Origin of the sequence: Aquitalea sp. ASV15 (genome assembly GCF_016429115.1) — a bacterium.
Taxonomy (GTDB): domain Bacteria; phylum Pseudomonadota; class Gammaproteobacteria; order Burkholderiales; family Chromobacteriaceae; genus Aquitalea; species Aquitalea magnusonii.
In genome coordinates this window covers 1-22,030 of sequence record NZ_JAELTZ010000015.1, presented here as the reverse complement: position 1 = coordinate 22,030, position 22,030 = coordinate 1, and the positions used below count along the sequence as shown (strand labels likewise).

Genomic DNA, 22,030 nt, shown 5'->3' with positions numbered 1-22,030 from the left:
AAGGCTTGATGCATAATGCCAACATCTGCCACAGGGAGAATGTCATGCTGTTCAATTCCAGCCAACTCGGTGCTGTAGAAGTGGATGAAAGCACCATCATCAATTTTGACCAGGGCATTCCCGCCCTGGAAAACTGCACCCAGTTCAAACTGTTCCACAATGCCGACAGCAATAATCCTTCGGTGTACTGGATGCAGTCACTGGACGACGCGGCCATCACCCTAAGCGTCACCCTGCCACAGCAGCTGGGCGTGCGTTATGAAGTGGAACTGAACGACGAGGAAGTGGCCCGCCTGCAATTGAGCAAGCCGGAAGACGCAGTCATCCTGGTGCTGCTCTACCAGGAACAGTCGGCAACCGAAGCCCACCCGGCGCTGGGCGAACTGAAAGCCAATATCCGCAATCCGCTGGTACTCAATCTGGCCAGCCGCCAGGGCCTGCAGAAAACCGGCCTGTCCTGCGACATCCTGATGCACAACCTCAGCTGACCCAACCCTGCCGCCCGGCCCCGCCGGGCGGTGCCGGAGCCACCCCCATGACCGCTCTTGCCTTGCCGCGCTGCCCCTGGTGTGGCGACGATCCGCTTTATATGGCCTATCACGATCAGGAATGGGGCCGCCCCCAGCACGATGATCACAAACTGTTTGAAATGCTGATTCTGGAAGGGGCGCAAGCCGGACTGTCGTGGATCACCATCTTGCGCAAGCGCGAGGGCTACCGCCGCGCCTTTCATGGCTTCGACCCGCAGCAAGTGGCACAAATGGGCGAGGATGATGTGGAAAAACTGATGCAGGACAGCAGCATCGTGCGCAACCGGCTGAAGATCAACAGCGCCATCCGCAATGCACGGGTATTCCTGCAATTGCAGCAGCAATATGGCAGCTTTGCCCAATGGCTATGGGCATATACCGATGGCCAAAGCCTGGTGAATCACTGGCAATCGCTGGCCGAATGTCCGGCCAGCACCCCGTTGTCCGACAGCATCAGCAAGGCTTTGAAAAAAGCGGGGATGAACTTTGTCGGCAGCACGGTGATTTACGCCTACCTGCAAGCCACCGGCGTGGTGAATGACCACCTGCTGGGCTGCCACCTGCATCCGGCCTATCCGCACTGAACGATTCAGGCCGCCTTGGTTTCGAACACCACAGTACGGAACAGCCCGTCCGCCGAGTGAAAAGGATGGGCACACACCACGCCACCATCCTGACAGAAGGCCATCATGCGCCAGCTCTGGATCAGTTCCTGCAATTCCTCTTCCGACCAGGGACCGGCAAAGCGGTCCGGCACTAGCGCTGACAACTCGGAACACAGGGCCTGGCGCTGTTCCGGCCTGTCCAGCTGCTGCACACTGAAAGACAGGGTCTTGCCGTGCTTCATGACAAATCCTTTCAACCCGAAATGGATATGAGGAGAACCGCCATCATTCCACGATTTATTATTCAGCACCAGTTGAAAGTCTATTAGGCGTGAGCGGTAAGTAAAAATACGGCAGGAATACAACGCTTCCAGCCAAGAAAAAGGGCCAGCCCACACGGGATGGCCCTTTGACCGCATGCCGGATGGCTGCAGGATCAGAACAACTTCAGCCCTTTCAGCATCACCACCAGAATCAGCAGCGGCGACACAAAGCGCACCACCACAAACAGCACACGCACCAGCGCCTCGTTATGCAGCCGCCCTTCATTGGACAGCGCTGCCTTCAGCCGGTCAAAACCCCACACCCAGCCCACGAACAGGCACAGGAAAATCCCGCCCAGCGGCATCAGGATGTTGGAGGTGACAAAGTCGAACAGGTCGAACATGGTCATGCCGAACAGCTTGAACTCGGCCATGCTGCTATTGGACAGCGCACAGCTGGCACCAATCACGGCCAGCAGCAGCAGGTTGAGCACGGTGGCCTTGGGGCGGCTGATGCCGAAACGCTCGCTCAATACCGATACCGGCACTTCCAGAATGGACAGCATGGCACCAGTGGAGGCAATCGCCGCCAGGATAAAGAAAGCCACCATGAACAACTGGCCCAGCGGCATGCTGGCAAACACTGCCGGAATCGTGATGAACAGCAGCGACGGACCGGCTTCCGGCTTGAAACCAAAGGCAAACACCGCCGGGAAGATGGCGATGCCAGCCAGCATGGAAACAAACAGGTCGGCACACATCACCCGCAGGGTGGTCGCCGGGATGTTCTGGTCGTCACGGAAATAGCTGCCGTAGGTCATCATGGTGCCCATGCCGATGGACAGCTTGAAGAAGGCCAGACCCACCGCGGTCAGCACCACCCCCGCCGTGATCTTGGAAAAATCCGGGGTAAACAGAAAGGACACCCCCTGCATGGCACCCGGCAGCATCAGGCTGCGCACGCCAATCACCAGCAACAGCAAGAACAGCAGGGGCATCAGCTTCTTGGTCACCGCCTCGATGCCCTTGGCTACCCCCATCAGCAGGATGCCGCCGATCAGCGCCAGTACCAGCCACTGCCACAGCAGCGATTGCACCGGGTCGGCAATCAGCGAACCGAAGGCGGCCGAAGTCACCTTGGGATCACTGGAAAGAATGCCGCCGCCAATGGCCTTGAACACATAGGCAAATACCCAGGCAGCTACCTCGGAATAAAAAGCCATGATCAGGAAGGCCGACAGCACGCCAAAAGCGCTGATCAGCCACCAGGGCTGTCCGGCCGGGGCCAGTTTTTTCAGCGCCGTCACCGCATCGGACTTGGCACGGCGGCCCAGCATGATTTCGGAAATCATCACCGGCAGGCCCACCAGCAAAGTGGCACAGACATACACCACCAGAAAACCGGCACCGCCATTGGTACCGGTCAGATAAGGAAATTTCCAGATATTGCCCAGGCCTACGGCTGAGCCCAGCGTGGCCGCCAATACGCCAAAACTGGAAGTAAAACCGTCACGGGCCTTGCTGGCACCCACGGTGGCCGAGGATCTGTTGTCCTGTTTCATTTGGTCTCTCATCACGACAAAAAACAAACCCGCTCAAGCGATAACCTGAACGGGTGCCTCTGGTTCCGGGGTCACCGGAGCCGGAATTCTGAAGTGATTTGCCAGACCATGCAAAATTTTTTGCTAGCACTGACTGTCGCTGCGACACAACTCGCCGGTCAGACGGCCCAGCCAGTCAAAACAGGCTTGCAATTGACTCTCCTCAATGAATTCGTCCGGGCGATGTGCCTGCTCGATCGAACCCGGCCCCAGCACCACGCATGGCATGCCTGCAGCATGGAACACACCGGCCTCTGTGGTATAGGCTACCCCATCGCCTCCCTGGCAGCCGCACAGCTTTTCCACATAACCCAGCACCGCGCTGTCCGGCGTGGCTTCAAAAGCTGGGCAGTACACCATAGGCTCGATGGAAATCGCGGCTTCCGGTGCCACCTGGCGCATCTCCAGCAACAGGTTGTCGGCATAGTCACGCACCGAGTCGACAAAGCGCTGCGGATCATCCCCCGGCAGCCAGCGGCATTCAAAAGTGAATTCGCAATCCTTGGGCACGATATTGTTGGCGGTACCACCATGAATCGTCCCGGTCTGCAAGGTGGTGAACGGCACATCATACAAAGGCTGATGATGACCAAACGAGGCCTCCGTATCAGCCAGCCGCCGCACATGGCTGATCAGCCGCGCCGCATATTCGATGGCATTGACCCCCTGCGGCGTCAGCGAGGAATGCGCCGCCCGCCCCTGCACATGGCAGTGATAATGCGCAATACCCTTGTGCGCCACCACCGGCCGCATCGAAGTGGGCTCGCCAATAATGCAGCCGGTCACCGGCACGCCTTGCTGCAGCAAGGCATCAATCAAGCGCGGCACACCAAGGCAACCCACTTCTTCGTCATACGACAGGGCAATGCCGATGCCCTGCTGCAAACGTCCCTGCTGTGCCAGCCTGACCCATTCGGGGACATGTGCCAGCACGCAGGCAATAAAGCCTTTCATGTCGGCCGTGCCACGGCCATACCAGCGCCCGTCGCCCTTATCGGTCAATACAAAGGGAGGCGAGCTCCATACCTGACCATCCACCGGCACCACATCGGTATGGCCGGACAACAGCATCAGCGGCAAGTCCTCCGCACCAATGCGGGCAAACAGATTGGACTTGCTGCCGTCATCGTTCAGCGTGCGCTGGCTGCCAATACCAAATCCGGCCAGATACTGGCTCACCCAGTCGATCAGCTCCAGGTTGGAATGACGGCTGGTGGTATCAAAAGCAAGCAGGGTTCGCAGCAGCGGCAGATAGGAAGGAGCCATGGCAGTCCTGTAATAAGTGTCCGGTCATGCCGGAAGTCTGCCCTGACAGGGTGGGCAAGGGCAACCACATCCTGCGCCATGCCAGCGCAACAGGCTGCAGGCAGCCGCCAGTTTTTTGCTGAGACAAGCGCAAATGCTTGGCAAACCGCGGCAAACCCGTTATTATTCGCACTCTTCTGCGGCGGGTCTCCTCGCATTGTACGGTAGCAAACCTGGTCAGGTCCGGAAGGAAGCAGCCATAGTTACTTAGTGCAAGTGCCGAGGGTCAGGCTCGCCACCCCTCCCTTCCCATATGTACATGTTCACGACATGGCGATACTATTTCACGCCAGATAGCAAAGATTCCATTGTATTTCTAGATAAGAATACGCTAACATAAGAAAAACAAGATGCACAAAAATCATTGAACTTAATGATTTTTTTTGCATCCGAATTATTCCTTATGGATTTTCTTTGCTATTTTTAGGACATAGGGCAGTGTCCTAAACCATACCTATAATTCAATACAATACTGTTTAGCCTTTTAAGAGGAACAACCCATGAAACTCTTTGAAAAAATCACCAACCCGCGCGAAATCCGTCGCAAGCTTGGCCTGAACCAACAGGAATTCTGGAGCCGCATCGGCGTGACCCAGTCTGGTGGTTCCCGCTACGAAAGCGGCCGCAACATGCCCAAGCCGGTGCGCGAGCTGCTGCGCCTGGTTCATGTTGAGCAAATCGACCTGTCCAAGGTACGCCGCGAAGACTTCGAAATCGTCGAATACCTGAAGGAAACCCATCCGGACCTGTACAAGAGCCTGCGCAAGGCCGTGCGTGCCCAGATGGAAGCCCAGGAAGGCTCGACCGAAGCCACAGCCAGCTGATAGTCTGTCCGACAAAGGGCAGTAGCAAGCAACTTACAGCTGCTTGCTACTGCCCTTTTTCTTTGACAGGTCTAGATCAGCCAGCACATGCCGGCCATCGCCGGCTCACTCCCCGGCATTGCGCACCAGCAAGACCGGTATATCAGCCTGCTTGAGCAAGCCCTCGGCCACACTACCCATCAGGATATGCATCAGCCCACTCCAGCCATGCGTGCCCATCACCACCAGATCAGCCCCCCAGCCATTGGCATCATCCAGCAGCACGGAAGCGATCTTGTCGCCCCAGCTTTCAAGAATCTTCACCTCGGGCGTCAAGCCAGCTGCCACCGCCTGCGCTTGCGCCTGACCCAGCACCTGCTCACCCGCCTGCTTGATCGACTTTTGCAATTCGGCAGCATCCAGAAACTCGGTCCCGCCCCAGCCAAACTGGGCTAGATCTACCACATGCACCAGCCGGACGGTACTACCCATATGCTTGGCAAGGCGGCAAGCCTCGGCCAGGGCCAGATTGGACGTGTCACTATCATCCACCGGCACGAATATGCGTTGATACATAACCCTCTCCTTTGGTGTGTTGGTACTATGCATACAGTCTAGCAAACCGGTCCGGCCTGCGGTTGATGCAGATTAAGACAGTCGATTAGACTGAATGTCATTTTACCCAGGTGAAATCATGGCCCGCATCAAGATCGCCCTGCCCGAGCAATTCATTTTCGAGACCGTGCTGGATGTCCGCATCGGCGACATCAACTACGGCGGCCACATGGCCAATGATGCCATTCTGCGCCTGGCTCACGAAGCACGCTTGCGTTTTCTGAAAAGCCTTGCTTACAGCGAACTGGATGTAGAAGGCGTGGGAATCATCATGGCCGATGCCGCCGTCATGTACCGTGCAGAGGCCTTCCACGGCGACCAGCTGCACTTCAAACTGGGCGTGTGCGACCTCAACAAGTACGGACTGGACATCGTCTATCAGGCCATCGATGGCAACAATGGCAAAGAAGTGGCAAGATTGAAGACCGGCATCGTTTTCTTTGATTACCAGACCCGCCAGGTAAGCACCATGCCGGCGGCCTTTGTCGCCAAACTGAGCCAGTCATAACAACAGGAAATTCCGACATGCGTCCATACCCAAACAACAGTCCGCAAGCCATTGCCCGCCTGCTGGCAATGTTCATGATTACCGACGGCAATATGGATCCGCGTGAGCTGGACCTGCTGGAGAACGTCGATGCCTACGAACTGATCGGCCTGCCCCGCAAACAGTTTGCCCAGGTACTGGCGGACTACTGCGACGACATTTCCGACGAGGCCGAGCAGGATGGCACCATCCACCTGCTGGATACCGACCGTATCGAATTCATGCTGTCCGAAGTCACCGACCGCAACAAGCGCATTCTCACTTGCGTGCTGGCCATGGACATCAGCAAATCGGACGGCACCATCAGCGATCCGGAAATTGTCCTGCTGCGTCACATGATGAAGGAATGGAACATCAGCCTGGAAGACCTGGAACGCCAGTTCGTTCGTTAAGCGCCCTTCCCCGCTGTCAGCAAGGCCGGCCGCCAATCCTGCTCTTTCATCCAGGGTAGCGGCCAGCCGAATGAAAGCCGCCGGGCCATCCTGGCGGCTTTGTGTTGTCATCACTACCGGGCCAACCCCTATGAGTACACGCTTTAACGGCAGCGCACATTATGTTGCCACCGACGACCTGATGATGGCAGTCAATGCGGCCATCACCCTGCAACGCCCACTGCTGGTCAAGGGTGAGCCGGGCACCGGCAAGACCATGCTGGCCGAGGAAATTGCTGCCAGCCTTGGCCGCCAGCTTATTGTCTGGCCAATCAAATCCACCACCAAGGCCCAGCATGGCCTTTATGAGTATGATGCGGTATCCCGCCTGCGCGATTCGCAGCTGGGCGACGCCAAGGTGCAGGACATCGGCAATTACATCATCAAGGGCCAGCTGTGGCAGGCTTTTGAAGCCGACACCGCCCCCGTGCTGCTGATTGACGAGATTGACAAGGCCGACATCGAATTCCCCAACGACCTGCTGCGCGAGCTGGACCAGATGGAATTCTTTGTCCACGAAACCCAGCAATTCGTGCGCGCCAGACAACGCCCCATCATCATCATCACCTCGAATAATGAAAAAGAGCTGCCCGATGCCTTTTTGCGGCGCTGCTTCTTCCATTACATCCGCTTCCCGGACCGCGAGACCATGCAGGCCATCATCGACGTGCACTATCCGGGCCTGCAGCAACAACTGATCCGCCAGGCCATGGAAGTGTTCTTTTCCATTCGCGAACTGCCCGGCCTGAAAAAAAAGCCCACCACGTCGGAATTGCTGGACTGGCTGAAGCTGCTGGGCAGCGAGGATATCAGCAGCGAAGAGCTGGCCAGCCGGCATGACAAGGCCAGCCTGCCGCCGCTGGCCGGGGCCTTGTTGAAAAACGAGCAGGATCTGTCGCTGTTTGAGCGCCTGGCGCAAATGACCAAACTGCGCCGTGGCTGAGCTGCTCCCACTGCTACAGGGCTTTGCCGACCAGCTGCGGCTGCAAGGTAAAAGCCCGCATACGCTGGATGCCTATCTGCGTGATCTGCACAGCCTGCAGCCACTGCTTGGCGAACGCGATTGCCTGCAGCTCAAGGCCGACGACATCCGCAAGGCCATGGCCACCCTGCACGCCCGCGGCCTGGGCAGCCGCAGCCTGGCGCGCAAGCTGTCATCCTGGCGCCAGTTTTACGACTGGCTGTTACAGCAGCAACTGGTCAGCGGCAATCCCTGTCTGGGTCTGCGTGCACCCCGCCAGGACAAGCCCCTGCCCAAGGCGCTGCCGGTGGATGGCACGGCCGCCCTGCTGGAGCATATTGCGCCGGATGACAGCCTCAGCCTGCGCGACCGTGCACTGTTCGAACTGATGTACTCTTCCGGCTTGCGCCTGTCCGAGGCCGTCAATCTGGATCTGCCGGATCTGGATCTGGCCGAGCAACTGATGCGGGTGCGCGGCAAGGGCAACAAGATACGTCTGCTGCCCATAGGCCGCACGGCGCTGAGCTACCTGCAGCAATGGCTGGCAGAACGGCACAGCACGCCAGACTGTCTGGCCGTGTTTGTCGGTCGTCACGGCCAGCGCCTGGGTAGCCGCCAGGTACAAAAGCGCCTGGCCGCCTGGTCGATCCGCACGGGAATGGACCGCCATGTTCACCCGCACATGCTGCGCCACTCCTTTGCCAGCCACATCCTGCAATCCTCAGGCGATTTACGGGCGGTACAGGAACTGCTGGGCCACGCCAACCTGTCGACTACCCAGATCTACACCGCACTGGATTTCCAGCACCTGGCCAAGGTCTATGATGCAGCCCACCCGCGCGCCAAAAAGAAAGACTGAACACCCTTGAGAAATGGATAAAGAAAAAGCTCCGTCATCCGGAGCTTTTTCTTTGCCGCACAAGGACTCAGCGACGCTCGGGCATCGCCGCCAGCACGGCCTTGAGCAATTGCCAGGCCTTGCCCACCGACTCCACCTCGACCCGCTCGCCCGGCGCATGCGCACCACGGATGGTCGGACCGAAGGAAACCATGTCCATATCAGGATACTTGGAGCCGATAATGCCACACTCCAACCCGGCATGAATCACCTGCACGCCGGACTTGGCAGCAAACTCTCGCTCATATACCTGCTGAAACAACGCCAGCAACGGCGACTGCGGATTGGGCGCCCAGCCCGGATAGCCGCCTTCCATCTCAACAGCAAAGCCGGCCAGGCCAAACAGGCTTTCCACTTCGCGCGCCAGCATCCAGGTACCGGAGTCCAGTAGCGAACGCACCATCAGGTTGGCAAATACCTTGCCCCCCTCCACCCGAACCACGCCCAGATTATTCGAGGTTTCCACCACGCCACTCACCCGCTGGCTCATGCGCTTCACCCCATGCGGGGCAGCATGCAGCGCAGCCAGAATGGCTTGCTGATCCTCGATGGCCAGCACCTGGCTCGCCGAGGCTGCAGCCAACTCCACGGTGACACCCTCGTCTACACCAGCCAGCTCGAAACGCAACAAGGACTGGAAGGCATCCAGTCTGGCAGCCACGCTGGCCGCATCCTGCTGCGGATAAGCCACGACAGCCTGCGCCTCGCGTGCCAATGCATTGCGGGCAGTACCGCCACTGAAACTGATCAGGCGCAAATCGCTATCGGCCTGCAGTTCGCGCAGCAGGCGGACCAGAATCTTGTTGGCATTGCCACGCCCCAGATGAATGTCAGCACCGGAGTGACCACCCTTCAGGCCACGCACCGATAGCGCACTCACGGCATAAGCAGCGGGCAGCGCAGTAGTCTGATACTCGCGGGTGACATTGACATCGACGCCGCCGGCGCAGCCCATATAGAACTCACCCCATTCCTCGGTATCGATATTGATCATCATGCTGCCTTGCAACAGGCCGGCTTCCAGCCCGAGCGCCCCGCCCATGCCGGCCTCTTCATCCAGCGTCATCAGCACTTCAACCGGGCCATGCGGAATATCCTCACTGGCCAGCACGGCCAGCCCCATGGCGACGCCGATGCCGTTATCCGCGCCCAGTGTGGTGTTTTCCGCCACCAGCCAGCCATCCCGCAGCACGGGCCGCACCGGGTCCTTGAAAAAATCGTGTTCGGTACCGGCATTCGCCTGGCACACCATGTCCAGATGTCCTTGCAGCACCACACCCACCCGGTTTTCATAACCCGGAGTCGCCGGTTTGCGCACGATCAGATTGCCCGCCGCGTCCACAATCGTCTGCAAGCCACGCAGCTCGGCCCAGCCCTTGAGGTAGTCGCGCAGTTGCTGCTCATGCTTGGAGGGGCGCGGAATCTCGCATAGCGTCTGAAAATGCTCCCAGACCGCCTGCGGTTGGAGTTCGGCGATATTGACCACAATGTATCCTTTGTCTTGACGTGCTGATGGGCATATTACGTCACCATCATCGATGAAACGTGGCAGAGACTGTTGCCTACAGCCCTGTTTTGTACACAATCGACTTTATCATGCTGGCGACGCGTGGTCATGCTGCAATGCAGCCACGGTGCGACACATTGCGGCCCGGAAGAGTGGCACACCAGGCGCAGGACAGATCAGCAGCAGGAGCATGGCTGCGCGACACAGCCGCCGGATGGAGAGCGGCATGGCCCGCATCCCGGCAAACAGGATGCAGTCCATGCGGGGAGGAAGGGTCAGGCCAGGGCCAACTGCGCGCGGGCGGCCACCTGTGTGGCCGGACGCATGTAATGATCCAGCAGCAAGCGCATGAACTGATGACTCTTGCAGATGGCATTGCGCAGCTTGGTGATGGTCACCTGGCTGGGCTGCAAGCCCACCAGGGTCACAATGATTTCCAGCGCTTCCCATGGATGGGCATCATCATACTTGGCATGCAGCTTCAGCCACTTCATGGCCTTGGCGCGCACTTCCTCGTCAAACAGATTGGCATAGCGGTCTTCCGAGCAGACCCGGGCCGACCACTCGCCCGTCGCGCCTTCGATGGCGTAATTGGTGGCGGCCATGGCCACGGCCAGTGATTCACGATCACACACCTGCCAGCACCATTGGCTCAGCGACAGCGTCTCCAGCGCATGCTGGTTGTGCAGCATGGCCTGGATATCCACGCCGGATTCACTCGCCCAGTTGACCCAGTGATCGGCATGATTCTGCTCCACACGAATATTGCGGATCAGGTAGCGCCGCGCCATATCATGCCCTTCGCCTTGTCCATAGCGGATTTTCAGCAAATTCATCGCCATGTACTGGGGAAACTGGTCGATGACCGGCCAGCCGCCGGACAGGAAAGCCTTGTGTATGGAATGCTCCAGCCGCGCTTCCTTCATCTGGGTGAACAAATCGTGCTCGACCACCTCGCTTTTGAAGCGATCGCAGTAATGCACCATTTCCTGCGTCCACTCCGGGTAGCTGGACACTTCCATCAAGGGACCGGTTCTGACAAATTGATGCTGGTCTTTCATTCTGGACCTCTTTCTCAATTGTGGGCCTGTGTCACTCCCCATCGGGCAGACGATACAACAGCGACTGCGGCCTGCCGTGCAAGGGAGGGATGAAAGGAGCGGGCTCGCCAATGTAATACCCCTGGGCGAAATCCACTCCAATTCTTTGCAGCTCCGCCAGGATTTCTGGCGCACTGACGAATTCGGCGATGGTTTTCTTGCCAGTGACATGGCCGATATGGTTGATCATTTCCACCATGGCCCTGTCCACCGAGTCGTCCACCATGTCCTTGACAAAGCTGCCGTCGATCTTGAGGTAGTCGACCTGCAAATGCTTGAGATAGGCAAATGAGGACATGCCCGCACCAAAATCATCCAATGAGAAGTGGCAACCCAGGCCCTTCAGCTCGCTGATAAAGCGGGTGGCCTGCTGCAGATTGGAAATGGCGCTGGTTTCGGTGATCTCAAAGCAGATCATGCCGGCCGGAATGTCATAGCTGACAAACTGCCGGCGGATGAAATCAAGGAAATTGTCATCACACAGCGTGGCACCGGACAGATTCACGGCGCAGACATCAATCGACCGGTCTCCCAGCGAACGCATGTTCCACAAGGTTTCGAAGGTCTGGCGCACCACGATGCGGTCGATATCCGGCATCAGGCCGAAGCGCTCGGCCGCCGGGATGAAGGACCCTGGCAAGATGATGTTGCCGTTTTCGTCACGCAGCCGCAGCAGCACTTCGACATGCCGCCCTGCCCCCTTGGCCACCGGCCGCAATGGCACGATTTCCTGGCTGTACAGACAGAAGCGTTCTTGCTCCATGGCGGTGCGCAGACGCTGCACCCAGGCCATCTCCACCGAACGCACCGCCAGCTCGGTGTCTTTCGAACTATAAAGCTGGATGCGATTGCGGCCCTTTTCCTTGGCCATGTAACAAGCGATGTCTGCCGCCTGCAGCGCCTCGGCCAGCGTGGCACCGGCCTCGCCCAGGAATACCATGCCGATGCTGGCACTGATGGAGAAGGGAATGCCTTCCCACTGGAAGCTGGACTGCTGCACTGCACGCCGCAAACGGTCGGCCTTGTCCAGCGCCTCGTCCACCCGGCAATCTTCCAGCAAGACACCGAACTCGTCGCCTCCCAGGCGGGCCAGTACATCGGACAGACCCAGCTGTTCCTGCAACACCCGGCATACCTGGCGCAACAACTCGTCGCCCGCTGCATGGCCGTTGGTATCGTTGACCAGCTTGAACTGGTCGAGGTCGACGAACAGCAGGGCATGCGAAGTTTCCGTCACCATCAGCCGGCTGAGTGCGCGCGTGACACGTTGTTCGAATTCGCGCCGGTTATACAGGCCGGTGAGCGCATCATGCGCCGCCTGCCAGGACAAATGATTGATGTATTGCTGCTCGATCGACTTGTCGTGCAAGGCCAGCACCAGGCCGTCCACCTGACCAAGCGAGTTGTGAATGGGTGCGGCCACCAGCGAAATCATGTGACTGCTGCCGTCCAGTCCTTGCAGGCGCAGGCTGGGATAGGTCTGCTTGCTTTCACACTTTGCCCGCAACTGGCTGGTGGTGATCAGGTCCATGCTGCTGCCGGAAAGATCGATCATCGAGAACACGTCTTCGAAATAACGACCGATGGCACCTTTGCCTGCACCTCCGACCAGATGCAGCGCCACGGCATTGAGGTAGCGCAGCTTGCCGGACAGATCGATGGTGACCACGGCATCGCCAATCGAATTGAGCGTGGTTTCCGCCCTTTCCTTTTCAGCATGCAACTCCGCCTCAAAGCGGGCGGACTGCCGCAGCAAAACCTGTACCTGGCGCACGGTCAGCAGCAGCAAGATTCCCCCGGTCATCAGGTTGATCCACCACAGCATGCTCGTGGCAAAGCGGGAGCCCTCGCCCAGCACTTCCGAGAAGGAACGCGCCGGCGCTTTCAGCTCTTCGTTGATATCGGAAATACGCCGGCTGAGCACCATCAGCTCGTCATCGCCGATATAGCTGCGGGTAAATCCATCATGCAGCCGGTCGGCGATGCTGGAGATCTCGACGATATAGCTGTCACCGATTTCCCAGTAATGAATGGCCTGGCTCAGATAGCTGACATGGCGAAACCACAGGAAAGCATTGATGACGTTGGCGATATCGTCGGGATGGTTGCCACCCTGCATCAGCCCGGACCGGGCCTGTTGCAGATCGGGCTGCGGTCGGTCCAGCGCCAGTCGCGCCTGCCGGTCGCCCAACTGGATGGCGATGGCCGCCTTGTACGCCTGGAAATCCTGTTCCGAACGGCTGCCGGCATAGCGCGTCAGATAGTAGATGGCATCTTTTTGCGCCTTCGACCACAGACCTTCCCCGCCCACATAGGCACGGATGGTGGACAAGGCATTGAAGCTGAAGGCACTGATCAGCAACAAGGCGCCCACAATGGCGACAAAGGGCCAGACTACCCGTATCAGCCTGCGGCTGCCGTACGCACTCATTGCAGACATTGCCCCCCGCTTACTGCATTGCTCATTTATGGAATTATCATCCACACCCGATCATTTTTACCACAGATAGCATGCTGGGGCATGCCGTCGCGGCTAGCTGCAGTCCGCCATCGCCACGCCATCTGCCGCGGCGGCCATGACCAGCCAGCAGACGCCAGCGTTGCCACGTCTGCCGACCGCCAGCCACAGACAGCGGCGCTTATCGATTGTCCGCGATATTTATTACTAATATTTAAATGTCAATTAAACATACTGTCAACGCAGGGCGGCTTGCATCTGGCATAGTCATCTAATAGGTATAGCCCGCTTTGGCACAAGTATTTGTAACAGCTGCATTTTTCCCATGCACAATGAAAAAAGCTGCCGAAGCAGCTTTCCATGCCATACCAGAGCAACACCCACCTTAAGACCCGCTAACAAAACCCCCGCTCCTGCGTTGCGCCTCCTTGCCGTACTTTTTGTACTGTCTGCGTCGGCGCGCCTTGGCCCGGGTTCTCTACGAGGTTTTATTAGCCGCTCTAAGCTGTCAGCTCACCCGCCTGCTGTTCCTGTTGCAGATGCCACATTTCCGCATAACGCCCGCCATGCTCGATCAGCTCACGATGGCTACCCCGCTCCAGCACCCGGCCATCTTCCATCACGATGATCTGGTCGACATCGACAATGGTGGACAGGCGGTGGGCGATGATCAGGGTGGTACGATTGGCCGAGATGGCAGCCAGCTCTTGCTGGATGGCTTTCTCGGTACGCGAATCCAGCGCGCTGGTGGCCTCGTCAAAGATCAGGATGGGCGGGTTTTTCAGGATGGTGCGGGCAATGGCCACCCGCTGCTTTTCACCACCGGACAGTTTCAGCCCGCGCTCGCCCACCTGGGTGTCGTAACCATCGGGCAGACTCATCACAAAGTCGTGAATATGCGCCGAACGCGCTGCTTCCATCACCTCGTCACGGCTGGCATCCGGCCGGCCATAGGCAATGTTGTAATAGATGCTGTCGTTAAACAGCACGGTATCCTGGGGCACGATGCCGATATGGCTGCGCAGGCTATCCTGTCGCAACTGACGGATATCGGTGCCGTTGATACTGATGCTGCCGCGGCCCACATCATAAAAACGGAATAACAGGCGCGACAATGTGGATTTGCCAGCACCACTGGCGCCCACCACGGCCAGCGAGCTGCCCGCCGGAATCTCGAAATTCAGGCCATGCAAAATGGTGCGCTTGCTGTCGTAGCCAAACTCCACGCCAGCAAAACGGATGCTGGCCTGGCGCGTGTCCAGCTGCTGCGCAGCAGGTGCGTCATCCACTTCCTGATTGGTGGACAGCAGGCCGAACATGCGTTCGATATCCGCCAGCGAATGCTTGATCTCGCGATAGACAAAGCCCAGGAAGTTCAGCGGTGCATACAACTGGGTGATGAAGGTGGCCACCAGCACCACATCGCCAACCGTCATGCTGTGATTCACCACACCACGCGCGGCCAGCACCATGATCAGGGTGACACCACTGGCAATGATGATGCCCTGCCCGGCATTGAGCATGGACAGCGAAACCTGGTTCTTGATGGCAGAGGCTTCCCAGGCCGCCAGATTGCGGTCATAGCGCGCCTCTTCGTAGGCTTCGTTATTGAAGTACTTGACGGTTTCGTAATTGATCAGCGCATCGATGGCCTTGGCATTGGCCTTGGAATCCAGATCGTTCATGCTGCGGCGGAACACCGTGCGCCATTCGGTCACCAGCAGGGTGAACACGATGTAGATGGCAATGGTGGCCAGCGTGACCACGGCGAATTCCCAGGCATAGCGGCGGAACAGAATGGCCGCCACCATGCCGATTTCCAGCAGGGTGGGCAGGATGTTGAACACGGTGAAATTGAGCAGGAAGCCAATGCCCTTGGTTCCGCGTTCGATGTCGCGGCTCATGCCACCGGTCTGGCGCTCCAGATGAAAACGCAGCGACAGGCGGAACAGGTGCTGGAACACACTGCGCGCCACGCTGCGCACCGCTCCCTGGATGACCCGGGCAAACACTGCATCGCGCAGCTCGCCCAGCACACTGGAAGTGAGCCTGGCCAGGCCATAGCCGACCAGCGCCATCACCGGCACCGCCAGCAGGGTGGCCGGTACGGAGAGTTGATCGACGATGTCCTTCAGATAGAGCGGCACCGTGACCGCCGCCACCTTGGCCAGAATCATGCAGGCCAGCGCCAATATTACCCGGCCCTTGAAAGCCCACAGATAAGGCAGCAGCGTCTTGAGGGTTTGCCAGTCGTTGCGATTGGCAGGAGCCGGACCGCTATGGGTGAAGCGCATGGAAACTACCTGTCGATATGCCGGCCAGCGCCGGCGCGAAAATGGATGAGCAAAGCCGCCAGCTGGCGGCTCTGGCAAGATACGGCAGCAGGTCCCGGCGGCATCAATGCAGCACGCGCGGTGCCACCAGCGTCATTTCGGGAATGCTGACATCGAAACGCTTGCCGTCGTCGGCCAGCATCTGGTAGCTGCCGCGCATGGAGCCATAAGGGGTTTTCAGATGCGTGGCACTGCTGTATTCAAAGGACTGGCCCGGCTCCAGCCGTGGCTGCTCGCCCACCACGCCCATGCCGCGCACTTCCTGTTCCTGATTATTGGCATCGACAATAATCCAGTGGCGGCTGACCAGCTGGGCGGGTTCGCTGCCGGTATTGGTCAGGCGGATGCGATAAGCGAACACATAAACATCGGTCGCCACGTTCGATTGCTCGGCGATGTAATGCGGCTCGGCCTCCACCTCTATCTGGTAGGTTTTGTCTGGCATGCTGTTTTCCTTGTGCTGTTGTACTGCATTTTATCCCGCCTTTGGCCTTGGGCGCGGTAGAATAAACGCCATTTCATGACCCCATCCGTGTTTGCAAGGTAGACCATGCGCAACTTCCGTATTGCCCCCAGCCTCCTTTCCGCCGATTTCGCCTGTCTGGGCCAGGAGGTGCGCGATGTCATCGCCGCCGGAGCCGACATCATCCACTTCGATGTCATGGACAATCACTATGTGCCGAACCTGACAGTCGGCCCCCTGGTATGTGAAGCCATCCGCCCGCATACACAAGCCCCCATCGACGTGCACCTGATGGTGAAGCCGGTGGACAGCCTGGCGCCGATGTTTGCCAAGGCCGGCGCCGACATCATCACCTTCCACCCGGAAGCATCCGAACACATCGACCGCACCCTGGGCCTGATCAAGGAATCCGGCTGCAAGGCTGGCCTGGTCTTCAACCCGGCCACCTCGCTGTCCTACCTTGACCATGTCATGGACAAGATAGACATGGTGCTGATCATGTCGGTGAATCCGGGCTTTGGCGGCCAGTCTTTCATTCCGCATGCGCTGGAAAAAGTGCGCGCGGCACGCCAGCGCATCGACGAGTATACCGCCAAGCATGGCGGCGAGATCTGGCTGGAAGTTGACGGCGGCATCAAGGTCGACAATATCGCTGCCGTCGCTGCCGCCGGCGCGGACACTTTTGTTGCCGGCTCGGCCATTTACGGCCAGCCGGACTATCAGGCGGTGATTGCCGCCATGCGTGCCGAACTGGCCAAGGTAGCCTGATGCAAGCGGCCATCGTCACCGGCGCCTCGCGTGGACTGGGGCTGGCCCTGTGTGCCGAGTTACTGCAGCGCGGCTTTGTGGTGGTGGGGCTGGCCAGACAGCATAGCGAGCAGTTTCGCCAGTTGGCACAGCAATATCCACAACAGCTGCACTACCTGCGCGCCGACATGGCCGACAGCCCTGCCCTGCACGGCCTGCTGGCCGAAGCCTTGCAACTGCTGCCCATGCAGGCTGTCCGGCAATTGCTGCTGATCAACAATGCCGGCGTAGTCATGCCCATCGCCAGTGCTGGCTTCTACCCGACAGCCGAGTTGACGCAGGCCATTGCCATCAACCTGACGGCTCCCATGCTGCTGACCGATGCCCTGCTGCGGCTGAGCGACGAGCTGGACTGCCAGCTGCGCATTCTGTGCATCTCATCGGGGGCGGCGGTCAAAGCCTATCCCGGCTGGGGCGTCTACGGCAGCAGCAAGGCCGGGCTTGACCACTTCTGCCGCCATGTGGCGGAAGAGCAGCAAGCCTGCGCCAACCCGGCACTGATTGCCGCCGTGTATCCCGGCGTGGTGGATACCGACATGCAGGCACATATCCGCGACAGCGACCCGGCGCAGTTCCCCAACAAGGAACGGTTCGATGAGCTTAAGCGCACAGGCAGCCTGAGCACGCCACAACAGGCCGCCCGCCAGTTGGCCGACCATCTGCTCAGCGCAGACTTCGGCCGCGACCCCGTACTCGACATCCGCCATTTGCCGGACCCAGCCCAGAACTGATATTCCAGACCTGACATCGTATGAATCTGAAACACATCAAAGCCGTCGCCTTCGATCTGGACGGCACCCTGGTTGACTCCATTCCCGACTTGGCCGCTGCGGCCAATGCCATGCGCCAGCATCTGGGCCTGCCGGCCCTGGCCGAGATGCGCATACAGGAGCATGTCGGCGACGGCATTGCCAGCCTGGTACACCGTGCCATTACCGATGAACGCCACGGCGAGGCGGCTGCCGCTCTGTGGGAGCAGGGTTTCAGCTTTTTCGTGCGCTATTATCACGAGCACCTGAGCGACAACACCCGCGTCTATCCCGGTGTGCGCGATGGCCTGGCCTTGCTGCGCGCCCTGCAACTGCCGCTGGTGGTGGTCACCAACAAATCGGAATACCTGGCCGTGCCGCTGCTGCAGCAACTGGAGCTGCGCGATGCCTTCAGCCTGGTGATCGGCGGCGACACCCTGGCCGAGAAAAAGCCCTCGGCACTGCCACTGCAGCATGTCTGCGAGGTGCTGGGCATCAACAGCAGCGAACTGGCCATGGTGGGCGACTCCGAAAACGACATCCTGTCCGCCCGCGCGGCCGGTGCTGCGGCCCTCGCCGTCAGCTATGGCTATGCTGATGCCAGCACGCTGCAGGCCGATCTGGTCATCGGCAATCTTGCCGAACTGTACGATTTGATGAAAAATAACTGACCACTACAACATTCAATACGGATTGCATCTGCATCATGACTATCCTGCCCGCACCGGCCAGTTGGCGATGGCAACGCTAAGCCACACCCTGTTTACTTCTTTCGCTTTCCATCCGGTTTCAAGGTAGCTCACTCATGACGCATGACACATTCGACCAGCTGGCCGCAGCTGGTTACAACCGTATTCCGGTAACGCTGGAACTGTTCGCCGACCTGGACACCCCGCTGTCGGTCTATCTCAAACTGGCCAATCAGCCTTACTCCTACCTGCTGGAATCGGTAGTGGGTGGCGAGCGTTTTGGCCGCTACTCCTTTATCGGCCTGCCTGCCACCACGCGCCTGCGCGTCAATGCCAACAAGGTACAGGTAGAATACGGTGACAAGGTGATCGAGCAGTTCGAAGGCGACCCGCTGGCCTTTATCGAAGCCTTCCAGCAGCGCTTTAGCGCACCGCCGGTCGCCGGCCTGCCACGCTTTACCGGTGGCCTGGTCGGCTATTTCGGCTACGACACCATCCGCTATGTGGAAAAACGCCTGGCGGCCACCCGCAAGCCAGATGCCATTGGCACGCCGGATATCCTGCTGATGGTGTCGGAAGAACTGGCGGTGGTGGACAATCTGTCGGGCAAGCTCTATCTGATTGTCTACGCCGACCCAGCCGTACCCAATGCTCTGGCCAAGGCGGAAAGCCGGCTCGGCCAGCTGCGCGCCCGCCTGCGCGAACCAATGGATATTCCGCTGTCACTACCTTCCCAGCCCAGCAAGGCGGTGTCCGAATATGGTCAGGAAGAGTTCAAGCAGGCTGTCGCGCAATGCAAGCAGTACATCGTCGACGGCGACATCATGCAGGTGGTGCTGTCGCAGCGCATGCAGATGCCTTACAGCGACTCGCCGCTGTCGCTGTATCGTGCCCTGCGCAGCCTGAACCCTTCGCCTTATATGTTCTTCTACCATTTCGACGACTTCCATGTTGTCGGCTCCTCGCCGGAAATCCTGGTACGGCGCGAGCAGGAAACCGTCACCGTACGCCCGATTGCCGGCACCCGTGTGCGCGGCAAGAACCGCGAGGAAGATGAGGCCCTGGCCGAAGAACTGCTGGCCGACCCCAAGGAAATTGCCGAGCACGTGATGCTGATGGACCTGGGTCGCAATGATATCGGCCGCGTCGCCAACACCGGCAGCGTCAACATCACCGACAATATGGTGATCGAACGTTATTCCCACGTAATGCACATCGTTTCCAGCGTGGAAGGCAGCGTCAAGCCGGAAGTGTCCAATATCGACATCCTCAAGGCCACCTTCCCGGCCGGCACCCTGTCCGGAGCGCCGAAAGTACGGGCCATGGAAATCATCGACGAGTTCGAACCCACCAAGCGCGGCGTGTATGGCGGTGCCGTGGGTTACCTGGGTTTCAATGGCGACATGGATCTGGCCATCGCCATCCGCACTGCCGTGGTCAAGAACAAGATGCTGTACGTGCAATCCGGCGCCGGCATCGTGGCCGATTCGGTACCCGAATCGGAATGGCAGGAAACCCAGAACAAGGCCCGCGCGGTGATTCGCGCTGCCGAGCTGGCACAAGCAGGACTGGATGCCTGAACCAGCAATCAGACCTTGCAGCAAACAATGCAAACCCCGCCACGGCGGGGTTTGTCATGTTGTATGCAGTGTTTGCTGCAAGGACTGACGCACCCCTGTGCGCAACAGAAACAGAAACACGGTCATCATCGGGATAGTTATCATCGGCCACGCCACCAAGCGAAACAGCAAGATATCGAATCCGGGAAACCATGCATCTCCCATTATGGAAAACCATAAAGTGGCTGACACCATGGATACCGTAATCTTATTCAGACAAATAAACAGAATTTCGCTTGCAGAAATGCTTTCCAATCCAACATACAACATCATCGAAAAAAACAGACCCGCCAAAAAATAAAATATCGAATCCAAAAACATATACAACATCCATGCAGCACTCTCCGATTCCAGATACAGTAGCAAAACCTTGCAGCAGCACCCAATCAGCAAAATGACCATGCCTTTACGAAAACCCAAGACAACACCTGCCAAATAGACAAATTCACTACTCATATTAAATACAACATTATTAAAAACAAAACAACATACAGCCAAAGTGACGCTGACGAGCATCATCAAAACAAACATCAGCAATGCATAATCGCGCCGAAAAAATCCAGGAGCAACGAATGAAACAAACGCCTCCAAAATGCCACTCCTTGACATTGCAAACAAAACACACATCAACAAGAATTGCAATATTACATAAGGATAAGATTGAACAATATAGTTAAAGTGATACTGGAACAACATAAACAAATCACTCAATTGATACATATCATCACTCCAATGTGGCAGCAATATCCAGTTGTGCCTGGCATTGCAAATCATCAAACAGTCAATCCCTCGCCGTAAGAAAATTTTTTAGAAACTACGCCAAACAGGATGCTTGCCATTATCGGCGTGATCGCATTGATTGATAAAATTGCAAATCTATCCTCTGTCAGGATGGCAATAAATCAGAAAGTTCTTGGAATGAGTCATTGTCAAGCAACGCTGACCGGCAAGGCAGTAGCACATTCAGCATCGGCAGGAAGGCAGAAGCGGGTATAATCTTTCAGTCAAGCTCGTACGCCGCCATATGCCATTCCTTATCCGACACAGCGAGACTGAGACTGACCGACCATCAAAGAGAAGACCCGTTTACATGACCCGTTCGTTCAGCATATTCCGCACCCTCAGCCTTGCCCTGACGCTTGCCGCCGCCCTGCCGGCCCAGGCAGGCAATAACGAAGACCTGCTTGCCGCACGCGAAGCCTATCGCAGCAACGACCTTGGCAAGCTGGCCAGCATCGCGGCAGGCATGCCGGCCAGCTACGCACTGCACGACTACCCGTCCTACTGGCTCACCCTCAAAGCACTGGACCGTGATAACGATGGCCAGGTAGTGGGCTTCCTCAATACCGTGCGCGAAGGCTGGATGCCGGAAAAAATCCGCAATGAGTGGCTGAAAAAACTGGGCAAGCGTGAAGACTGGGGCAGCTTCTCCGCGGAGTGGAAAAAGCTGCCGGAAGAGGCAAGGGATGAAGAATCCACCTGCTACGGGCAATTGCAAGACCTGCGCCAGGGCAGGAAGCCGGATGATCTCAACCGCTTTCTCGAGATGCGCCCCGCTCCCGATGGCTGCAACCAGTTGCTGACGGCCGCCGCGGCCCAAGGCATGCTCAGCCAGGACTGGCTGTGGCGGCGGGTGCGCCTGCTGCTGGCCGGCAATTACCTCAGCCAGGCACGCCAGCTGGCTGATGCCACCAATTTGCCGCTGGACAATGCGGCACTGAGCAATCCGGCTGCCGCCAGTCCGGC

The 22,030-nt window shown here is 58.3% G+C and carries 21 protein-coding genes, 1 other RNA gene and 1 pseudogene; 13 read left to right on the top strand and 10 right to left on the bottom strand.

Annotated features, from left to right (window positions below; genetic code table 11):
• Positions 1 to 44: 44 nt before the first annotated feature.
• Both fliW and JHD64_RS08700 read left to right on the top strand, forming a co-directional pair.
• Complete coding sequence (fliW, locus tag JHD64_RS08705) at positions 45 to 488, top strand: flagellar assembly protein FliW (protein WP_059285013.1); 444 nt, start codon at positions 45 to 47, stop codon at positions 486 to 488.
• Between the two features lie 47 nt (positions 489 to 535).
• Positions 536 to 1,114 (top strand): DNA-3-methyladenine glycosylase I, encoded by a 579-nt coding sequence (locus JHD64_RS08700; RefSeq protein WP_199052995.1) that lies wholly within the window; start codon positions 536 to 538, stop codon positions 1,112 to 1,114.
• Between the two features lie 5 nt (positions 1,115 to 1,119).
• On the opposite strand, the gene JHD64_RS08695 is transcribed toward JHD64_RS08700, so the two are convergent.
• The 3 genes from JHD64_RS08695 to argE all read right to left on the bottom strand — a co-directional run bounded on the left by JHD64_RS08695 (position 1,120) and on the right by argE (position 4,265).
• Complete coding sequence (locus JHD64_RS08695; protein WP_059285004.1) at positions 1,120 to 1,377, bottom strand: hypothetical protein; 258 nt, start codon at positions 1,375 to 1,377, stop codon at positions 1,120 to 1,122.
• 194 nt (positions 1,378 to 1,571) lie between these two features.
• Positions 1,572 to 2,960 carry a sodium-dependent transporter gene (locus JHD64_RS08690; protein WP_199052994.1) on the bottom strand — a complete coding sequence of 463 codons (1,389 nt, stop codon included), beginning with the start codon at positions 2,958 to 2,960 and terminating at the stop codon, positions 1,572 to 1,574.
• Positions 2,961 to 3,083: 123 nt separating this feature from the next.
• Positions 3,084 to 4,265, bottom strand: coding sequence for an acetylornithine deacetylase (gene argE, locus JHD64_RS08685; RefSeq protein WP_199052993.1), 1,182 nt, complete (start codon positions 4,263 to 4,265; stop codon positions 3,084 to 3,086).
• A gap of 180 nt (positions 4,266 to 4,445) precedes the next feature.
• Between argE and ffs the strand changes: the two genes are divergently transcribed.
• Both ffs and JHD64_RS08675 read left to right on the top strand, forming a co-directional pair.
• Positions 4,446 to 4,544: signal recognition particle sRNA small type (gene ffs / locus JHD64_RS08680), an RNA gene on the top strand.
• A 260-nt stretch (positions 4,545 to 4,804) separates the two neighbouring features.
• The gene (locus JHD64_RS08675) at positions 4,805 to 5,128 is read left to right on the top strand and encodes a DNA-binding transcriptional regulator (protein WP_059285001.1); all 324 of its coding nucleotides are present in this window, start codon (positions 4,805 to 4,807) and stop codon (positions 5,126 to 5,128) included.
• 105 nt (positions 5,129 to 5,233) lie between these two features.
• On the opposite strand, the gene JHD64_RS08670 is transcribed toward JHD64_RS08675, so the two are convergent.
• Positions 5,234 to 5,683 (bottom strand): universal stress protein, encoded by a 450-nt coding sequence (locus tag JHD64_RS08670; protein ID WP_059285000.1) that lies wholly within the window; start codon positions 5,681 to 5,683, stop codon positions 5,234 to 5,236.
• 118 nt (positions 5,684 to 5,801) lie between these two features.
• Here JHD64_RS08670 and JHD64_RS08665 point away from each other — a divergent pair, with 118 nt between their 5' ends.
• The 4 genes from JHD64_RS08665 (at position 5,802) to xerC (ending at position 8,520) form a co-directional block, all read left to right on the top strand.
• The gene (locus JHD64_RS08665; RefSeq protein ID WP_199052992.1) at positions 5,802 to 6,230 is read left to right on the top strand and encodes a thioesterase family protein; all 429 of its coding nucleotides are present in this window, start codon (positions 5,802 to 5,804) and stop codon (positions 6,228 to 6,230) included.
• Between the two features lie 17 nt (positions 6,231 to 6,247).
• The gene (locus JHD64_RS08660) at positions 6,248 to 6,661 is read left to right on the top strand and encodes a TerB family tellurite resistance protein (RefSeq protein ID WP_059284999.1); all 414 of its coding nucleotides are present in this window, start codon (positions 6,248 to 6,250) and stop codon (positions 6,659 to 6,661) included.
• Positions 6,662 to 6,791: 130 nt separating this feature from the next.
• Positions 6,792 to 7,643, top strand: coding sequence for a MoxR family ATPase (locus tag JHD64_RS08655; protein ID WP_110313313.1), 852 nt, complete (start codon positions 6,792 to 6,794; stop codon positions 7,641 to 7,643).
• Entirely contained in the window at positions 7,636 to 8,520 is an 885-nt protein-coding gene (gene xerC, locus JHD64_RS08650; protein WP_370540944.1) for a tyrosine recombinase XerC, read from the top strand. Before JHD64_RS08655 ends, xerC begins: the two co-directional genes overlap by 8 nt.
• Before the next feature lie 67 nt (positions 8,521 to 8,587).
• Here xerC and JHD64_RS08645 read toward each other — a convergent pair whose 3' ends face one another.
• From JHD64_RS08645 to apaG, 5 genes are all read right to left on the bottom strand, one after another.
• On the bottom strand, positions 8,588 to 10,045 hold the full coding sequence (locus JHD64_RS08645) for an aminoacyl-histidine dipeptidase (protein ID WP_199052991.1): 1,458 nt from the start codon (positions 10,043 to 10,045) through the stop codon (positions 8,588 to 8,590).
• A 296-nt stretch (positions 10,046 to 10,341) separates the two neighbouring features.
• Positions 10,342 to 11,127: a TenA family transcriptional regulator gene (locus JHD64_RS08640; RefSeq protein WP_199052990.1), complete on the bottom strand. Its 786-nt coding sequence runs from the start codon at positions 11,125 to 11,127 to the stop codon at positions 10,342 to 10,344.
• 31 nt (positions 11,128 to 11,158) lie between these two features.
• Positions 11,159 to 13,597 carry an EAL domain-containing protein gene (locus tag JHD64_RS08635; protein WP_199052989.1) on the bottom strand — a complete coding sequence of 813 codons (2,439 nt, stop codon included), beginning with the start codon at positions 13,595 to 13,597 and terminating at the stop codon, positions 11,159 to 11,161.
• Positions 13,598 to 14,124: 527 nt separating this feature from the next.
• Positions 14,125 to 15,918 carry an ABC transporter ATP-binding protein/permease gene (locus JHD64_RS08630; protein ID WP_199052988.1) on the bottom strand — a complete coding sequence of 598 codons (1,794 nt, stop codon included), beginning with the start codon at positions 15,916 to 15,918 and terminating at the stop codon, positions 14,125 to 14,127.
• A gap of 103 nt (positions 15,919 to 16,021) precedes the next feature.
• Complete coding sequence (gene apaG / locus JHD64_RS08625) at positions 16,022 to 16,402, bottom strand: Co2+/Mg2+ efflux protein ApaG (RefSeq protein ID WP_059284994.1); 381 nt, start codon at positions 16,400 to 16,402, stop codon at positions 16,022 to 16,024.
• 105 nt (positions 16,403 to 16,507) lie between these two features.
• Between apaG and rpe the strand changes: the two genes are divergently transcribed.
• The 4 genes from rpe (at position 16,508) to trpE (ending at position 20,245) form a co-directional block, all read left to right on the top strand.
• Positions 16,508 to 17,188 carry a ribulose-phosphate 3-epimerase gene (rpe, locus tag JHD64_RS08620; protein WP_059284993.1) on the top strand — a complete coding sequence of 227 codons (681 nt, stop codon included), beginning with the start codon at positions 16,508 to 16,510 and terminating at the stop codon, positions 17,186 to 17,188.
• On the top strand, positions 17,188 to 17,958 hold the full coding sequence (locus JHD64_RS08615; protein ID WP_059284992.1) for an SDR family NAD(P)-dependent oxidoreductase: 771 nt from the start codon (positions 17,188 to 17,190) through the stop codon (positions 17,956 to 17,958). The genes rpe and JHD64_RS08615 overlap by 1 nt, the downstream gene beginning before the upstream one ends.
• A 20-nt stretch (positions 17,959 to 17,978) precedes the next feature.
• Positions 17,979 to 18,647 (top strand): phosphoglycolate phosphatase, encoded by a 669-nt coding sequence (locus JHD64_RS08610; RefSeq protein ID WP_199052987.1) that lies wholly within the window; start codon positions 17,979 to 17,981, stop codon positions 18,645 to 18,647.
• A 134-nt stretch (positions 18,648 to 18,781) separates the two neighbouring features.
• On the top strand, positions 18,782 to 20,245 hold the full coding sequence (trpE, locus tag JHD64_RS08605; protein ID WP_059284990.1) for an anthranilate synthase component I: 1,464 nt from the start codon (positions 18,782 to 18,784) through the stop codon (positions 20,243 to 20,245).
• 54 nt (positions 20,246 to 20,299) lie between these two features.
• On the opposite strand, the gene JHD64_RS08600 is transcribed toward trpE, so the two are convergent.
• The gene (locus tag JHD64_RS08600; protein ID WP_199052986.1) at positions 20,300 to 21,004 is read right to left on the bottom strand and encodes a hypothetical protein; all 705 of its coding nucleotides are present in this window, start codon (positions 21,002 to 21,004) and stop codon (positions 20,300 to 20,302) included.
• A gap of 370 nt (positions 21,005 to 21,374) precedes the next feature.
• On the opposite strand from JHD64_RS08600, the pseudogene JHD64_RS08595 reads away from it, so the two are divergent.
• Positions 21,375 to 22,030 (top strand): annotated as a pseudogene (locus JHD64_RS08595) (peptidoglycan N-acetylmuramoylhydrolase); the annotation flags it as partial.

Excerpts from the sequence above, each read along its gene's own strand:
- rpe (WP_059284993.1), top strand. The coding sequence starts at position 16,508 with ATGCGCAACTTCCGTATTGCCCCCAGCCTCCTTTCCGCCGATTTCGCC.
- fliW (WP_059285013.1), top strand. The coding sequence starts at position 45 with ATGCTGTTCAATTCCAGCCAACTCGGTGCTGTAGAAGTGGATGAAAGC.
- JHD64_RS08600 (WP_199052986.1), bottom strand. The coding sequence starts at position 21,004 with ATGTATCAATTGAGTGATTTGTTTATGTTGTTCCAGTATCACTTTAAC.
- JHD64_RS08630 (WP_199052988.1), bottom strand. The coding sequence starts at position 15,918 with ATGCGCTTCACCCATAGCGGTCCGGCTCCTGCCAATCGCAACGACTGG.
- JHD64_RS08695 (WP_059285004.1), bottom strand. The coding sequence starts at position 1,377 with ATGAAGCACGGCAAGACCCTGTCTTTCAGTGTGCAGCAGCTGGACAGG.
- JHD64_RS08665 (WP_199052992.1), top strand. The coding sequence starts at position 5,802 with ATGGCCCGCATCAAGATCGCCCTGCCCGAGCAATTCATTTTCGAGACC.
- argE (WP_199052993.1), bottom strand. The coding sequence starts at position 4,265 with ATGGCTCCTTCCTATCTGCCGCTGCTGCGAACCCTGCTTGCTTTTGAT.
- JHD64_RS08700 (WP_199052995.1), top strand. The coding sequence starts at position 536 with ATGACCGCTCTTGCCTTGCCGCGCTGCCCCTGGTGTGGCGACGATCCG.
- JHD64_RS08670 (WP_059285000.1), bottom strand. The coding sequence starts at position 5,683 with ATGTATCAACGCATATTCGTGCCGGTGGATGATAGTGACACGTCCAAT.
- JHD64_RS08610 (WP_199052987.1), top strand. The coding sequence starts at position 17,979 with ATGAATCTGAAACACATCAAAGCCGTCGCCTTCGATCTGGACGGCACC.
- apaG (WP_059284994.1), bottom strand. The coding sequence starts at position 16,402 with ATGCCAGACAAAACCTACCAGATAGAGGTGGAGGCCGAGCCGCATTAC.
- JHD64_RS08660 (WP_059284999.1), top strand. The coding sequence starts at position 6,248 with ATGCGTCCATACCCAAACAACAGTCCGCAAGCCATTGCCCGCCTGCTG.
- JHD64_RS08635 (WP_199052989.1), bottom strand. The coding sequence starts at position 13,597 with ATGAGTGCGTACGGCAGCCGCAGGCTGATACGGGTAGTCTGGCCCTTT.
- JHD64_RS08690 (WP_199052994.1), bottom strand. The coding sequence starts at position 2,960 with ATGAAACAGGACAACAGATCCTCGGCCACCGTGGGTGCCAGCAAGGCC.
- JHD64_RS08675 (WP_059285001.1), top strand. The coding sequence starts at position 4,805 with ATGAAACTCTTTGAAAAAATCACCAACCCGCGCGAAATCCGTCGCAAG.
- JHD64_RS08615 (WP_059284992.1), top strand. The coding sequence starts at position 17,188 with ATGCAAGCGGCCATCGTCACCGGCGCCTCGCGTGGACTGGGGCTGGCC.
- JHD64_RS08640 (WP_199052990.1), bottom strand. The coding sequence starts at position 11,127 with ATGAAAGACCAGCATCAATTTGTCAGAACCGGTCCCTTGATGGAAGTG.
- JHD64_RS08655 (WP_110313313.1), top strand. The coding sequence starts at position 6,792 with ATGAGTACACGCTTTAACGGCAGCGCACATTATGTTGCCACCGACGAC.
- trpE (WP_059284990.1), top strand. The coding sequence starts at position 18,782 with ATGACGCATGACACATTCGACCAGCTGGCCGCAGCTGGTTACAACCGT.